Source organism: Mesorhizobium sp. B2-6-1, from assembly GCF_006440475.1.
Classification (GTDB): Bacteria; Pseudomonadota; Alphaproteobacteria; order Rhizobiales; family Rhizobiaceae; genus Mesorhizobium.
This window is the reverse complement of sequence record NZ_VFUH01000005.1, coordinates 220,370-235,650: the sequence shown is the minus strand read 5'-3', so window position 1 is coordinate 235,650 and position 15,281 is coordinate 220,370. Positions and strand designations below refer to the sequence as shown.

At 62.6% G+C, this 15,281-nt stretch carries 15 protein-coding genes; 6 read left to right on the top strand and 9 right to left on the bottom strand.

From position 1 onward, the window contains the following. Positions 1 to 76: 76 nt before the first annotated feature. Complete coding sequence (locus FJ443_RS13660; protein ID WP_140664455.1) at positions 77 to 1,183, top strand: acyltransferase; 1,107 nt, start codon at positions 77 to 79, stop codon at positions 1,181 to 1,183. Between the two features lie 45 nt (positions 1,184 to 1,228). Here FJ443_RS13660 and FJ443_RS13655 read toward each other — a convergent pair whose 3' ends face one another. The 8 genes from FJ443_RS13655 to FJ443_RS13620 all read right to left on the bottom strand — a co-directional run bounded on the left by FJ443_RS13655 (position 1,229) and on the right by FJ443_RS13620 (position 9,533). Further along, positions 1,229 to 2,296 (bottom strand): BMP family ABC transporter substrate-binding protein, encoded by a 1,068-nt coding sequence (locus FJ443_RS13655; protein ID WP_140498600.1) that lies wholly within the window; start codon positions 2,294 to 2,296, stop codon positions 1,229 to 1,231. A 51-nt stretch (positions 2,297 to 2,347) separates the two neighbouring features. Beyond that, a complete protein-coding gene (locus FJ443_RS13650; RefSeq protein WP_140498601.1) occupies positions 2,348 to 3,268 on the bottom strand; it encodes an ABC transporter permease in 921 nt (306 codons plus the stop codon). Beyond that, positions 3,268 to 4,398, bottom strand: coding sequence for an ABC transporter permease (locus FJ443_RS13645; protein ID WP_140664452.1), 1,131 nt, complete (start codon positions 4,396 to 4,398; stop codon positions 3,268 to 3,270). The genes FJ443_RS13650 and FJ443_RS13645 overlap by 1 nt, the downstream gene beginning before the upstream one ends. Further along, positions 4,395 to 5,972 (bottom strand): ABC transporter ATP-binding protein, encoded by a 1,578-nt coding sequence (locus FJ443_RS13640; RefSeq protein ID WP_181168422.1) that lies wholly within the window; start codon positions 5,970 to 5,972, stop codon positions 4,395 to 4,397. Before FJ443_RS13640 ends, FJ443_RS13645 begins: the two co-directional genes overlap by 4 nt. 215 nt (positions 5,973 to 6,187) lie before the next feature. Then, positions 6,188 to 7,165, bottom strand: a complete 978-nt coding sequence (locus FJ443_RS13635) for a quinone oxidoreductase (RefSeq protein ID WP_140557210.1) — start codon at positions 7,163 to 7,165, stop codon at positions 6,188 to 6,190. A gap of 27 nt (positions 7,166 to 7,192) precedes the next feature. Beyond that, the gene (pcsA, locus tag FJ443_RS13630; RefSeq protein ID WP_140498605.1) at positions 7,193 to 8,011 is read right to left on the bottom strand and encodes a phosphatidylcholine synthase; all 819 of its coding nucleotides are present in this window, start codon (positions 8,009 to 8,011) and stop codon (positions 7,193 to 7,195) included. Further along, positions 8,008 to 8,622 (bottom strand): DUF1326 domain-containing protein, encoded by a 615-nt coding sequence (locus FJ443_RS13625; protein ID WP_140515399.1) that lies wholly within the window; start codon positions 8,620 to 8,622, stop codon positions 8,008 to 8,010. The genes pcsA and FJ443_RS13625 overlap by 4 nt, the downstream gene beginning before the upstream one ends. A gap of 14 nt (positions 8,623 to 8,636) precedes the next feature. After that, positions 8,637 to 9,533, bottom strand: coding sequence for a DUF2182 domain-containing protein (locus FJ443_RS13620; protein ID WP_181175102.1), 897 nt, complete (start codon positions 9,531 to 9,533; stop codon positions 8,637 to 8,639). A 112-nt stretch (positions 9,534 to 9,645) separates the two neighbouring features. On the opposite strand from FJ443_RS13620, the gene FJ443_RS13615 reads away from it, so the two are divergent. After that, complete coding sequence (locus FJ443_RS13615) at positions 9,646 to 10,860, top strand: UbiH/UbiF family hydroxylase (RefSeq protein WP_140664446.1); 1,215 nt, start codon at positions 9,646 to 9,648, stop codon at positions 10,858 to 10,860. Between the two features lie 159 nt (positions 10,861 to 11,019). Next, complete coding sequence (gene hspQ, locus FJ443_RS13610; RefSeq protein ID WP_181165343.1) at positions 11,020 to 11,343, top strand: heat shock protein HspQ; 324 nt, start codon at positions 11,020 to 11,022, stop codon at positions 11,341 to 11,343. A gap of 92 nt (positions 11,344 to 11,435) precedes the next feature. Here the strand turns inward: hspQ and FJ443_RS13605 are convergent, their stop codons facing one another. Then, the gene (locus tag FJ443_RS13605) at positions 11,436 to 12,065 is read right to left on the bottom strand and encodes an invasion associated locus B family protein (RefSeq protein WP_140498608.1); all 630 of its coding nucleotides are present in this window, start codon (positions 12,063 to 12,065) and stop codon (positions 11,436 to 11,438) included. A 225-nt stretch (positions 12,066 to 12,290) separates the two neighbouring features. Here FJ443_RS13605 and FJ443_RS13600 point away from each other — a divergent pair, with 225 nt between their 5' ends. The 3 genes from FJ443_RS13600 to FJ443_RS13590 all read left to right on the top strand — a co-directional run bounded on the left by FJ443_RS13600 (position 12,291) and on the right by FJ443_RS13590 (position 15,097). Then, positions 12,291 to 14,111 carry an extracellular solute-binding protein gene (locus FJ443_RS13600; protein WP_140515397.1) on the top strand — a complete coding sequence of 607 codons (1,821 nt, stop codon included), beginning with the start codon at positions 12,291 to 12,293 and terminating at the stop codon, positions 14,109 to 14,111. A 61-nt stretch (positions 14,112 to 14,172) separates the two neighbouring features. Next, positions 14,173 to 14,853, top strand: a complete 681-nt coding sequence (locus tag FJ443_RS13595) for a DsbA family protein (RefSeq protein ID WP_140498610.1) — start codon at positions 14,173 to 14,175, stop codon at positions 14,851 to 14,853. Continuing rightward, positions 14,828 to 15,097 (top strand): hypothetical protein, encoded by a 270-nt coding sequence (locus FJ443_RS13590; RefSeq protein ID WP_140498611.1) that lies wholly within the window; start codon positions 14,828 to 14,830, stop codon positions 15,095 to 15,097. Before FJ443_RS13595 ends, FJ443_RS13590 begins: the two co-directional genes overlap by 26 nt. Positions 15,098 to 15,281 lie beyond the last annotated feature (184 nt).

The window sequence follows — 15,281 nt, the reverse complement described above, 5'->3', positions numbered from 1 at the left end:
CGATAGTTCCGGCCATTTACCCTGTTTGGCCGCCGCCTGCCTTATGGTTTCCGGACCGTAAACGCAGGAACTCAGGATGGACCCCAGACCTGTCCGCCAGGATTATATCGCGACGCTGGACCTGTTGAGGCTGGCGGCGGCGCTGGCCGTCGTGCTGTTTCACTATTTCTTCCGCGGCGCGGCAGCAGACGGCTTTCTCACGGCGGGCTATCCTCATGCCGCGCCACTCGCTCTGTACGGCTATCTCGGCGTCAATCTTTTCTTTCTGATCAGCGGTTTCGTCATCGCATGGTCGGCGGAAGGCGGCGGCTGGGAAGAGTTCGCCGTCGCGCGTTTCGCGCGTCTATATCCGGGCTTTCTGCTCTGCATGACGATAAGCTTCGCGGTTATCGCCTTTTCCGGCACGCCGCTGCTCCCAGCCTCCTTCAGCCAGTATCTCGCCAATCTCACAATGTTCGCGCCGGCCGTCGGCCAACCTTTCATGGACGGCGTCTACTGGTCGGTCGTGCTTGAAGTGGTTTTCTACGGCTGGGTGACGCTGGCCCTGATTGCCGGCGTTTTCCAGCGATGGAAATTGGGGCTGATCCTCGGCTGGCTGGCGATCTCGGCCATCAACGAACTCTTCCTCGGCAGCGGCGCGGCGCGGCTTCTGTTTCTCACCGAGTTCGGGCCGTTCTTCGCCGCCGGCATGCTGGTCCATCATCTCCACGCGCATGGTCGCTCAGTGCCGGCCTTGCTGTTGCTGGCGGCCGCCTTCGTGCTCTCCAGCTATACGCTATCGGTGACGCAACAGTGGATGATCGGGCATTATGGCATTGCGGTCTCGTCCGCCCATCTCGTGGCCGCCAACCTAGCGATGCACGCGGCGCTGATCGGCGCTGTCCTGCTGCGCGACCGGATCAGACCGTCGCCGCTCACGCTGGCTCTCGGCGGGCTGACTTACCCGCTTTACCTCCTTCACCAGAATGCCGGCTATCTCTTCATCAACGCCTTGACGCCGCTGGCCGGAAAATGGATTGCAGCGTGGACCGGCGTGGCGCTCATGGTTTTGGTGTCGTGGACGATCTGGCGCTATTTCGAGCGGCCGGTGCAGCGTTGGCTCAGGATCCGGCTCAGCCTCGTGGTGGACGCCGGCCTGGTGCGGTTTCGCCATGTCCCGGCGGTAGCGCAAGCCGCCGAATGAAAAGGGCGCCTCGCGGCGCCCTTCCCTGACGAACGTACGTAGAGCTTATTGCGGCAGCTTGTCGTCGACACCCTTGACGTAGAAATTCATGCCGAGCAGCGTGCCGTCATCGGCGACCTCGCCGTCCTTCAGCCATGGCGAGCCGTCCTGCTTGGCGATCGGTCCGGTGAAGGGGTTCCAGCCGCCGGCGATCTTCTTCTCGGTCGCCTCGGCCATCGCCTTCACGTCGTCGGGCATATTGGTGTAGGGCGCGAGCTTCACCGCGCCGTCCTTGATGCCGAGCCAGACATTGTCGGGCTTCCAGGTGCCGTCGATGGCTGCCTGAACCCGGCTGATGTAATAGGGTCCCCATTCGTCGGTCAGCGAAGTCAACTGCGCGTTCGGCGCGAACTTGATCATGTCGGAGGACTGGCCGAAGCCGTGCAGCTTGCGCTCCTCGGCCACCTGCAGGGCCGCGGTCGAATCCGTGTGCTGGACGATGATATCGGCTCCCTGGTCGAACAGGGCCTTGGCCGCATCGGCTTCCTTGCCCGGATCGAACCAGGAATTCACCCAGACGATCTTGGCCTTGAAATTCGGATTGATCGACTGCGCGCCGAGCATGAAGGAGTTGATGCCCATCACCACTTCCGGGATCGGGAAGGAGACGATGTAGCCGGCGACGCCGGACTTCGATTCCTTGGCCGCGATCTGACCGAGCACATAGCGGCCTTCATAGAAGCGCGCATTGTAGATGCCGAGATTGTCCGCCGTCTTGTAGCCGGTGGCGTGCTCGAACATCACCTTGGGGAACTTCTTGGCGACCTTCACTTCGGCGTCCATGAAGCCGAAGGACGTGCCGAAAATGATCTTGCAGCCTTCGCGCGCCAGCCGCTCGAAAGCACGGTCGGCATCGGGGCCTTCGGAGACGTTTTCAAGATAGGCGGTCTCGACCTTGTCGCCGAGCGCCTTTTCGACTTCGAGGCGGCCCTGGTCGTGCTGGTAGGAATAGCCGAAGTCGCCGATAGGGCCGGTATAGACCCAGCATGCCTTCAGCTTGTCGGCGGCCTCCGCGGACGCGACCAGCGAAAATGCCGCTGTCGTCGTCATCAGGGCAATAAGCAGTTTTTTCATCGTGTTACCTCTCTGAGTTAAGCCTTGGAGCTTCCCGTCTTGTTATTGTTGTCAACGATCCGGAACGAATGGCTGCCCCAAGGAAGCCGGTGTGTTCATCATCGTCAGACGCTTGTTGCGCGAGATTAGAACGAGAACCACGACCGTCGCCAGATAGGGCAACGAAGAAAGCAGTTGCGAAGGCACCGGAATACCAAAAGCCTGTGCATGAAGCTGGCCGATCCACACCGCGCCGAAGATATAGGCGCCCGCCAGCACCCGCCACGGCCGCCAGGACGCGAACACCACCAACGCAAGCGCGATCCAGCCGCGGCCCGCGCTCATGTTCTCGACCCATTGCGGGGTGTAGACCAGCGAGAGATGGCCGCCGGCAAGACCGGCGCAGGCGCCGCCGAAGATCACCGAGAGATAGCGGTAGCGGATGACCCTGATGCCGAGCGCATGCGCCGAGGCGTGGCTGTCGCCGATCGAGCGCAGCGTCAGCCCGGTGCGCGTCCGGAACAGGAACCACATCACCGCCGCCGTCAGCGCTATCGAGATGTAGAACAGCGGATCCTGGCCGAACAGCAGTCTGCCCACCACCGGGATGGAGCTGAGCCCGGGAATATCGAGATTGGGCAACCTGACGCCGGGCTGGCCGACGAAACTGGTTCCCATCATGCCGGAGAGGCCGAGGCCGAGCAGTGTCAGCGACAGGCCGGTCGCCACCTGGTTGGTGGCCAGCGACAGCGTCATGACGGCAAACAGCAGCGAGAACAGCGCGCCCATGGCGATGGCCGCCAAGAGCCCGATCCAGGGCGAGCCGGTCAGATAGCCTGCGCCGAAACCGCCGACGGCGCCCATGATCATCATGCCTTCGACGCCAAGGTTGAGCACGCCGGAGCGTTCGACCACCAGTTCCCCGATCGCCGCAATGAGCAGCGGCGTCGCCGCCGTGGCGATGGTCAGGAGGATGTTGACGGTGATGTCCATCAGCGGGCTTCCTTCAACTTTGGCGCGGCCTCGAGCTTCGCGGCACTCTCCGATTTGGTCAGCGCCAGACCGATCAACCGGATGCGGTAATGGATGAGCGTGTCGCAGCCGAGCACGAAGAACAGCAGCATGCCCTGGAACACGCGCGCCACCTTGTCGGAGATGCCGAGCGCGCTTTGCACCGCCTCGCCGCCGAGATAGGTCAGGGCCAGCACCAGGCCCGCCGCGACGATGCCGAGCGGATTGAGCCGGCCAAGGAACGCCACGATGATGGCGGTGAAGCCGTAGCCGGGCGAAATGACGGGCTGAAGTTGCCCGATGGCGCCGGAAACTTCCGATATCCCGGCAAGCCCGGCCAGGGCGCCCGACAACAGGAAGGCGAAGAAGACCATGCGGTTGAGGCCGAAGCCGGCGAAGCGCCCTGCCCTCGGGCTGGAGCCGAGCACGCGAACCTCGAAACCCTTGAGCATGCGGCTCATCATCAGCCACACCAGCACCGCCGCGACCAGCGCGAACACGAAGCCCCAATTGGCGCGGCCGGCATCCGGCATCAGTTCCGGCAGGATGGCGGAATCGCCGAATTGGATGGTCTGCGGGAAGCCATGGCCCTGCGGGTCGCGCCAGGGTCCGCGCACCAGCCAGTCGAGGAAGAGCTGTGCGACGTAAACCAGCATCAGGCTGGTCAGGATCTCGTTGGTGCTGAAGCGGGTTTTCAGAAATGCGGGGATAGCCGCGTAGGCGGCACCGCCGACCATGCCCAGCAGAAGCATCAGCGGCAGCACCAATGGGCCCTCGAACCCAGGAAACAGCACCGGAACGGCCGAGCCGAAGATGGCGCCGAAGACGAACTGGCCTTCGGCGCCGATGTTCCAGATGTTGGCCTTGTAGCAGACCGACAGGCCGACCGCGATCAGGATCAGCGGCGCCGCCTTGATCGCCAGCTCGTGCAACTGCCAGACCTGGCTGACCGGCTCGATGAAATAGATGTTGAACGCGCTGAACGGATTGACTCCGAGCAGCGCGAACATGATGCCGCCCGCGATGATCGTCAGCGCGAAGGCGATGAATGGCGACAGCATGGAAAACAGCGCCGAGCGCTGCGGCCGTTTGACGAGTTCGAGGCGCATCATGCCGTCTCCAGCGTGTGTTCGGCGTGGCCTGGTTCGGCGCCGCCCATCAGCAGGCCGATTTTTTCGAAGGTCGCCTCGGCGATCGCCAGCGGCCTGGACAGTTCGCCATTGTGCATCACCGCGATCGCATCCGATATCTCGAACAGCTCGTCGAGATCCTGGCTGATGACCAACACCGCCGATCCGCTGCGGGACAGTTCGATGAGTGCCTGGCGGATATGGGCGGCTGCGCCTGCATCGACACCCCAGGTCGGCTGGTTGACCACCATGACGTCAGGCCTGCGGTCGAGTTCGCGGCCGACGATGAATTTCTGCAGATTGCCGCCGGACAGCGCTGCCGCCTCCGGATCGGGCGCGCTCTTGCGCACGTCCATCGCCTCGATGATGCGCTGGGCGGCGGCATAGACGGTGCCGCTCTTGACCATTCCGCCCGTCCCGACGAAGGTCTTGCCGTCGGTGGCATGGCGCGACAGGAGCAGGTTTTCCGAAAGCCGCATGCGCGGGGCGGCACCATGGCCGAGGCGCTCCTCCGGCACGAAGGCTGCACCCAGCAGCCGGCGCCCGGTGATGCTGAGGCTGCCCGCATCCTTGCCGCGAATGCGCACCGAGGCGGCATCCGGCTGCGGGACTTCACCGGAAACGGATTCGAAGAACTCGCCCTGGCCGTTGCCCGCGACACCGGCGATGCCGATCACCTCGCCGGCGCGGACGGTGAGATTGATATTCTTGAGCGGGATCGAAAACGGCGTCGCCGGCTTGCGGCTGAGGCCGCGGATTTCGAGCAGGGACTGTGCCGTTTCGATGCCCGCGACCGGCGCGCGCACCACGGCCTGCACTTCGTTGCCGACCATCATGCGGGCCAAGGACGCGGCGGTCTCCTCGCGCGGATTGCAGTGGCCGACCACCTTGCCGTGCCGCAGCACGGTGGCGCGGTCGCAGATGCGTTTGACCTCCTCCAGCCGGTGCGAGATGTACAGGATCGATTTGCCTTCCGAGCGCAGACGTTCGAGCGTCTCGAACAGCTTGTCGGCCTCCTGCGGCGTCAGCACCGAGGTCGGCTCGTCGAGGATGATGAGCTGCGGCGTCTGCAGCAGGCAGCGGATGATCTCGATGCGCTGGCGCTCGCCCACCGACAGGTCGCCGACCAGCGATTCCGGATCGAGCGGCAGGCCATAGCTGTAGGAAAGCGCCCTCGCCTTGGCCGCGATGCTGCTGATCGGCGAACCGTCATCCAGGGAAAGCGCGATGTTCTCGGCCGCCGTCAGTGCCTCGAACAGCGAGAAGTGCTGGAATACCATGCCGATGCCGAGCTTTTTCGCGACGCCCGGGCTGGTAATTCGGACGGCCTGGCCATTCCAGAAGATCTCGCCGGAATTGGGTTCCAGCGAGCCGAACAGCATCTTGACCAGCGTCGACTTGCCGGCGCCGTTCTCGCCGAGCAGCGCGTGGATCTCACCCTTGGCTATGTCGAGGTCGACATGATCGCACGCCGTCAGCGTGCCGAAAATCTTGGTCAGGCCGCGAACCTCAAGCAGATTCGCTCCGTTATGATTTGCACTCACAGTGCCTCCCATCCGGGTTCCCGGATATGTTCTGTGTTCCCGCAAGCATCGTATGCGCGGCCAGCTCTCATGCGAAAGCAGCACTCGACTTGAAAGAGCTTCAAGAATTTCAGCGGAAACTCAAGGGCAAAGATCAGTCTTCTTCGCGCAACCACGCGGCGGGCCGCCTTTTCGCGCAAACCGTGCCCGCACCTGCGGCAGAGAGCTCAAAACCAGGGCAGTTCCCGTCAGGGAACCAGTATGGTCGTGCCCGTGGTCCGGCGGCCTTCAAGATCCGCATGGGCTTTGCCCGCGTCCTTGAGTGCATAACGCTGGTTGATCTTGATCTCGACGGCGCCGCTAAGCACGACTTCGAACAAGGCCGCGGCCGAGGCGTCCAGATCCTCGCGTTTTGCATTGTAGACGAACAACGTCGGCCTTGTAGCGAACAAGGAGCCTTTCTGCGCCAGCAGCGACATCGAGAATGGCGGGATCGGTCCCGACGACTGGCCGAAGCTGACGAACATGCCGAGCGGCTTCAGGCAGTCGAGCGAGGCCGGGAATGTGTCGTTGCCGACGGAGTCGTAGACGACGTCGCATTTTTTGCCGCCGGTGATGGCCGCGACGCCGGCAACGAAATCCTGCTCCTTGTAGTTGATGACATGGTCGAAGCCGTGTGCCTTTGCGAGTTCGATCTTGTCGCTCGAACTTGCCGTGCCGATGACGGTCGCGCCCAGATGCTTCGCCCATTGGCCGAGAATGAGCCCGACGCCGCCGGCTGCCGCATGGAACAGGATGGTGTCGCCTGCCTTGACCTTGAAGGTCCGGCGCAAGAGATATTCGGCGGTCATGCCTTTCAGCATCATTGCTGCCGCCTGCTCGTCGCTGATGCCGTCCGGCACCTTGACGACCTTGCTGGCATCGATGACGCGCTCCTGCGCATAGGCGCCTGTGGTGACGGCATAGGCGATCCGGTCGCCGGGCTTCAGCCAGTCAACGCCCTCGCCCACAGTCAGGACCAAACCGGCGGCCTCGCTGCCGGGAATAAGCGGAAACCCGCCGGGCGGCGGATAGAGACCGGAGCGATGATAGACGTCGATGAAATTGAGGCCGATTGCCGTGTGCCTGACCAGGATCTGCCCTGATCCCGGTTGGCCGGGATCGGTGTCCTCATAGGTCAGGACTTCCGGACCGCCATGGGCGTGGATGCGGACTGCTTTGGGCATGGTGGGCTTCCTTGAGAAATTTGCCGATCAGGCTTTTTTGGCACCGAGATTTGGAAAGAACTGCATGATGCCGCCGATACAGGCGAGATAGAGCCCGGTAACGGTAATGCCAATCTTTATGAAGGTGCTGACCTGCGCGCCCAGCACGCCGATCTGGTCATAGAAGGCGGCGAGTGCCGCTTGCGCAAGCGCAAGCGCGCCGAAAGCGCACCACAAAAGAGTCATTGCGAGATTGATGCGCCGCAGCCGCACCACCCTAACCGGATGGATGAAGTTGATCGGAACGAATGTCAGGATGCCCGCCACCACGACCACCGCGAACGAGACCCATTGTCCCGGCTCGATGACGAAGAGCGTGAACACCACCATGTTCCAGACAACGGGGAATCCCTTGAAGAAATTCTCCTTCGTCTTCATGCCGGTGTCTGCATAGTAGATCGCGCTGGACACCACGATGATGGCCGCCGACAGGAACGACAGGCCCTCGCCCATGAAGCCGCGCTGATAGAGCGCGAAGGCCGGGATCAGCACATAGGTGACATAGTCGATGATGTTGTCGAGGAGCTCTCCCGACCATGTTGGCAGGATTTCCTTGACCTCGAGCTTGCGCGCGATCGGCCCGTCTATGCCGTCGACGAACAGCGCCAGCCCCAGCCACCAGAACATGGCCGTCCAGCGCTCCTCGCTCGCCGCCACCAGCGACAGGAAGGCCAGGAACGAACCCGAGGCGGTCAGGAGATGCACCGAAAAGGCGCGCGCCTGCGGCCAGGTGACTTTCTTCTTCGGCCGCGGAATCCGGTCGGCGATTTTCTTGGCGGCTTTCCTGGCCGTTGTGTTCTTGCTCACGGGCCCTGCCAGTCCAGCTTGCAGATTTCGGCTGAACGGCCGCCGAAATTCCAGTTGCGACCAAAGGCTCGCATCTTGCTCTTGTCGGACTTGGCCACGATGATCTCCGGCGCGATCCAATATTCGGAATTGCTGATCACCGTGTCCTTGTCGCGGTCCTTGCCGGCAATTGGCGTGACCGCCCCATCGATGATCTTCGGTATCTGGAAGATACGCGTCTTGTCGCGTGTCTCATAGGTAATCGGCACTTGTTCGACACCGAGGAATTTGCCGACGAGGATCGAAAGCAGCGACGTCGTCCCGCCCGCCTTGCCGGTGAAGATCTTCGTCAACGCCTTGACGGCGTAGATCGAGGCTCTGACGTCGATGAACAGGCCGGCGGTCCAGTTGCCGCGGCTCATATAGCCGGGGATTTCCATGATCAGCCCGAGATTAAGCCCTGACAGGTCGACCTCTCCGAAATGACCGGCATCGATACGGAAACCCGCCCAGGTCTGGCAATAGCCTTCGGTCGGAGGATGGCTGCCCAGCGACAGCACGCAAGGGCAAAAAACCGTGCAATTGCAGGAGAGTACGAGCTCCCCCTTCATTGCCCAGCTCGGATCCGTCATCGAGTTTCCCCCACTCATAGCGAGACTACTAGCAGCGCGGCTGCCCAGACAAGCAGTATCGCACCGGCCAGCCGGGTTGGAAGCCTGCCCGCGGCTTGTTTTTCGATCAGGGTGAACAGGCCGATCAGCGCCATCCAGAAGACGTTCATCGCGCCCACGGCGAACATCACCAGCATCAGTGCCCAGCAACAGCCAAGGCACCAGATGCCTTGCGCGACGCCGAGCCGAAAAATGGCTGCAGGCCGCGCGCTCCAGTTGGCAAACAGGATCGCGAACGGGTTCCTGCATTTCTTCAGGCAGGCCTCCTTCAGGCCGCTGAACTGGTAGAGGCCGGCGACCAGCAAGGCGACGGTACCGGCAATGCCCAGAACCGGATCGAACATCTGGCCTGACGAGGCGAACGCATCGATGGCGAGCGTCAGCGCCGCAAACCCAGCCGACGCGGCCAGCCATGTCGAGAGATAGCCGGCGACCAGCACCAGCGGATGGACGACCGGCTCATGCCTGATCCTGGCCGTATCGGCGATCTCGCAATAGGTTCGGATCATCGGTGCCGCCGAGGGCAGCATCGTCGCGGTCGCCATCAGGAACCACATTGCCGTCAGCGCACCGACGCGCGGGCCGATATCTCCGTCCAGGGGCGCGGCCGAGAGGCAGAGGGCGAAGAACCGGGCCAGCGAATCGGGCAACGGCAGCTGCGGCAGGGTTTTCAACAAGGCGTCGCCGGGCGCGCCGATACCCGCGGCGCGTCCCTCCGCGGCGCGGACCGCCATTGCGGCCAGGGACAGCCAGGCAAGCAGGATGCCGGCGCCGACAACGAGGTTCACCGTCAAACGCGGGTTGCGTGCGATATCGGCCGTCGCACGGCCTGCGCTGTCGAGATGGCTGAAGTCGTCCTGGCGGCCGGTCATGACCTTCGAATGGGCCGAATCGCCCCGTTGATCAAGCCGTATGACCTGACCTATATGCTCATCGAGTGGCGGGGCGCGTGCGCTGCCCCGCATCGCAAGCCGGAAGCCGATCTTGGAGCATCAGAAAACAACACGGATACTCATCGCCGGCACGGGGCCGGCAGGGCTGATCGCCGCGCTCGGTTTCGCCAATGCCGGCTTTCCGGTGACGCTCGTCGGGCCGGAGGCATCCGCCCGCGATGGCCGCACGACGGCACTGATGAACCCTGCCTTGAAGGTGCTTGAGCGGCTGGGCGTCCTCGCCGACATCAAGCCGCAGGCCGCGCCCCTCAAGGTGATGCGCATCGTCGACGCGACCAACCGATTGATCCGCAGTCCGGTCGTCACCTTCCGCGCCAGCGAGATCGACGAGGATCAGTTCGGGCTCAACCTGCCCAATAGCGTCCTCATTCCCGCGCTCGCCGGCAGGGTTGCCGCGCATTCCGGGATCGCGTGGCTGACATCCATGGTCGATGCCTGGCATCTCGGCGCCGATAAGGCTCGCGCGGCCCTTGCCGACGGCAGCGTGATCGAAGCATCCCTGGCGGTTGCCGCCGACGGACGCCTGTCGCCGGCGCGCCAGGCGGCGGGCATCTCGACCGCCGCCCGGACTTATCCCCAGGCAGCGCTGGTGCTCAACTTCTCCCACGGCCGCGATCATGCCTTCACCTCGACCGAACTCCATACCGAAACCGGTCCGTTCACGCAGGTTCCGCTGCCCGGCAACCGCTCGAGCCTGGTCTGGGTGGTCAAGCCGGAAACCGCCACGGAACTTGCCGCGCTGGACGATGCGACGTTGTCGCTGCGGGTCGAACAGCGGATGCAGTCCATGCTGGGCCGGGTGACGGTCGAGCCAGGCCGGCAGGTCTATCCGCTTGCAACGGCGACGCCGCTGCGTTTTGCGCGCGACCGGGTGGCGCTTGTCGGCGAAGCCGCCCACGTATTTCCGCCGATCGGCGCGCAAGGGCTCAATCTTGGCATCAGGGATATCGACGATCTTATTGGAATCGCGAATGAAAATTATGAAGACCCAGGGGCCGCGAAAGCCCTCGCCATCTATGACTTCAAGCGCCGGCCCGATATTCTGGCGCGCAGCAGCGCGGTCAATCTACTGAACATGTCGCTGCTTTCCGACCTGCTGCCGGCGCAGATGGCGCGCGGTGCCGGGCTCGGCGTGCTTGGTGGTTTTGCACCGCTTCGCGCTTTCTTCATGCGCGAAGGGCTCCGTCCCGGCAGCGGGTTTGCGGCGCTTGGCGGTGGCTTGGGAAAGCAAGCGCGCCAGCAGTGAGCTTGCGAACACATTTGCTGCCGGCAGGCATCGATGGCCGGCAACTCGCCCACAATCTTTGCTCCGTATCACACGCAGCTTGAGGACGCTCAAAGCTTCGGGATTGAATTGATTCGGAGTCTGCGCCAAATAAAGCTAAGGAATTCAGTGGTGAGTACGATGAGAACAGCCAAATTCGCGATCGGACAGGTGGTTCGCCATCGGCTGTTTCCGTTCCGGGGCATCATTTTCGATGTCGATCCGCAATTCGCCAATACGGAGGAATGGTACGAGGCGATCCCCGTCGACGTGCGCCCGCGCAAGGACCAGCCGTTCTACCATCTGCTCGCCGAGAATTCGGAAACCGAGTACATCGCCTATGTGTCCGAGCAGAATCTGCTCGAGGACCAATCGGGAGAACCGGTCCGCCACCCGCAGATCAAGGAAATGTTCGACAAAAAGCCGGACGGACGCTACGAACCGAAACGGCAGTCCAGGCATTGATCACCTCAGGCACTGATCAGTGAGTCAGGTGCAGAAGCAAAAAAGCGGGGCATGACCCCGCTTTTTTGTGGCTTTGAGAATGCCCGAACCGATCAGTTCGCGGTCTTCGCCTTGTCCTGCTCTTCCTTGAGCTTCTTGGCGAAGTCCTGGTTGTTCTTGGCGACGAAATCCTGGAGCTTCTTCTGCCGGTCCTCGATGTCCGACTGCTGCAGCGGCGGGCCGTCATAGGCGCCGCTGAAGCCCTGCAGCGCGACCTTGATCGGATTGGGCTGGTTCTGGAAATTGATCGAGGTCAAGGTGAGCGCCTGGCCCTTCTTGAAGGAGGCGACGAGCTGGTCGGTCAGCGGCACTTCCGCCACGCAGCGGTCGGGGAAGCAGACCACATATTCAAGCTTCTGCGTTTTGCCGGTATCGATCTGGAGGCCAATGCCGGCACCAACCAGACGACCGGTCGGAACCGTCACCTGGAAGACCTTGCGGTTCACCTTGCCTTTCAGCTCGATCAGGCTCACGCCGGTGACCAACTGGCCGTTGCCGGCGGTGGTGATGTTCTGCACGTTGCAGATGTCGACGTCTTCCTGCTTTGTGCAAGCCTTGAACCAGCCCTGCGGGATCTGTTGTTGCTGCTGTGCGGAAGCAACGGGAATTGCCGCGCCCAGAAAGCCGATCACGCCAGCGGCCATGACCGACAGGCGGTACGCATTGCTGTTCAGGCTCGTCATGTCGTGCACTTCCTCTCAAATGATCCCGGGGACCCGCTTCTTCGCGCCGTGTGGTCCAGCTACCTGTTGCCGAAATGAGGCAACAGAATGACTTCGGACGGCGTGTTACACTGCAAGCGGTGCCGAATCCAGCCCGCAATCTGCGATTCTTGGCAACGAACATTGGCGGTGCCCCATGCTAGTGTGCGCACCGAATCATCAAGCCGACCCGGTAAGGAGACGGTCATGGGCCGCGTTCTCGTTTGGCTGATCACCGCGACATCATTTTTCGCCCTTTCGCCCCTGCCGGCGGCGTCGGAACCCAGATATGCAATTGCCATGCAGGGTGAGCCGGCCCTGCCGCCCGACTATGCGCATTTCGACTACGTCAATCCCGACGCGCCGAAGGGCGGCAGCATTACCTATTGCGTCGTCGGCAGTTTCGACAATCTCAACCCCTTCATCCTGAAGAGCCTGCGCACCACGGCGCGCGGCATGATGGACACGATCTTCGGCAATCTGGTCTTCGAGCCGCTGATGCAGCGCAATGCCGACGAGGCCTTCACGCTCTATGGCTTGCTTGCCGAGTCGGCCGACATGGATTCCGAGCGCAAGAGCATCGAATTCCATCTCAACCCGAATGCCAAATGGTCGGACGGCCAGCCGGTGACGCCGGAGGACGTGCTGTTCACCTACGATGCCTATACGCAGAAAGGCCGTCCGCCCTACAGCGACCGCATGGCCAGGATTGCCAAGCTTGAGAAGACCGGCGACCACAGCGTGCGGTTCACCTTCAACGACAAGGCCGATCGCGAATTTCCGCTGATCATCGCGCTGACGCCGATCATCCCCAAGCACGCCTTCGACATCGAGACTTTCGACAGGACGACGCTGAAGCCGTTGATCGGCAGCGGCCCCTACAGGATCGCACAGGTGACGCCCGGCCAGCGCATCGTTTTCAAGCGCAACCCGGACTATTGGGGCAAGGATATTCCGGCCAAGCGCGGCTTCGACAATTACGACCAGATCACCATCGAATATTTCCTCAACGCCAATGCCAAGCTCGAGGCGTTCAAGAAAGGCCTTTGCGCCATCGACGACGACAGCGATCCGGTGAAGCGCGAACGCGATCTGGATTTTCCCGCTTTCCATAGGGGAGAGGTGGTTGCCGAAACTTTCGACACCGGTATTCCACCCGTCGTGACCGGTTTCCTGTTCAACACGAGGCTGCCGAAATTCTCGAACCCCGTGGTGCGTCAGGCGCTCGGCATGCTCTACGACTTCGAATGGGCCAACAAGAACCTGTTTGGCGGCAAATACGCGCGAACGATGAGCTACTGGCAGAATTCCGAGCTTTCGGCGCTCGGCCATCCGGCCGACGACAGGGAAAAAGCGTTGCTGGCGCCCTACCCCGGCCGCGTGCCGGCCGACGTCATGGACGGAACCTGGCGGCCGCCGGTGACCGATGGCTCGGGCCAGGACCGAAAGGTGCTGAAAGCGGCTTTCGATCTCCTGAAAAGCATCGGCTACCACCTGCAGGGCGGCACGATGCTCGACCCCGAGGGCAAGCCCTTCGGCTTCGAGATCCTGACCGCCTCGCAGGACGAGGAGCGTCTCGCCGGCATCTACCAGCGCACGCTGGAAAAGATCGGCATCGATGTCTCCATCCGCAGCCTCGACGGCGACCAGATACAGTCGCGCAAGCAGCGTTTCGATTTCGAGGTGCTGATCGGCTCGAGCGGCTTCAACAATTCGCTCTCGCCCGGCATCGAGCAGATCGGGCGTTGGTCATCCTCCGCCGCCAAGGCTGAAGGTTCGTTCAACCTCGCCGGCGTCGCCGATCCCGCGGTGGACGCTGCGATCGAGGCCATGTTGCGCGCCCGCACCAAGGAGGATTACGTCGCCGCCGTGCGCGTTCTCGACCGGTTGCTGATCTCCGGCAACTACATGGTGCCGATGCAGCACAACACGCAGCAATGGATCGCTTACTGGAATTATCTGGACCATCCGCAAAAGACGCCCATATTCGGTTACCAGTTGCCGACCTGGTGGCGAAAGCCGAACTGAGCATAGGCCCAGGAGTGGAAGCCCGGTAAGTGCACGGCGCCCGAACGTTCAGGAGATCGAGATGAGCCAAGCGAATACGATCACCATAGACGTGGTGTCCGACGTCGTGTGCCCATGGTGCTTCATCGGCCAGAAGCGGCTGGATAAGGCGGTCGCCGCCGCCGGCGAGGTGGATGTGCATATACGCTGGCGGCCGTTCCAGCTCGATCCGACCATTCCGCCGGAAGGCAAGGATCGCCGCGAGTATATGCTGGCCAAGTTCGGCAGCGACGAACACATTCGCCAGATCCACGCCCGTATCGAGCCGCTCGGTGAAGCCGAAGGCATTTCCTTCGCTTTCGGCGCCATCAAGGTCGCGCCCAACACGCTTGATGCCCATCGCGTCATTCGCTGGGCCGGTGCGGCCGGCGAAGACGTGCAGAACCGGCTGGTGCGCCGCCTGTTCCAGCTGAACTTCGAAGAAGGCGCCAACATCGGCGATCACGCCGTGCTGGTCGAGGCGGCGCGCGAGACCGGAATGGACGCATCCGTTGTCGAGACGCTCTTGCCGACCGATGCCGATGTCGAGGCGGTTCGCACCGAGATCGCCACCGCGTCGCGCATGGGCATATCAGGCGTGCCATGCTTCCTGCTGGAGGGCAAATACGCGGTGATGGGCGCGCAGGACGTCGACACGCTCGCCGACGCCATCCGCCAGGTAGCCGCCGCCAAGGCGCGTGGCGAACTGGAAAAAGTCGACTGAACCCGATCTTCAACGCAGGATTTTCAAGCAGCCCTCCCCGGGCGTGAGGCAACGCCTGGCCCCGGTGGGTTCCGCGATCATTGGCTTTGCCGGCGTCGCGGCCTGCCTTGATGCCGCCGGTCCGGTCGATCGCTGGCTTGCCCAGCGTCTCAGGTCATTTCCGGACTTCCGGCGGGGACATGCCGGCGAGGAATCAGGCGTCCAGGGCGACGTGTTTTCCGGAATTTTGATTAGCCTGCAATGAAAAGCCGGCTTGCCGGGCAGCCCAAGCGGGTCACAAATTCGTGCGAACGCCTTCCCTAGGGGAAGGTAGAAACGTCGCGCTCTGATGCCGCGTAATTACCTGACATCACTAGCTTAAACCGGCTTTTCGTCGGCTTTGGCGCGACGCTCGGGAAGCCGAACCTGTTGCCCTGCAGCCACGGCAT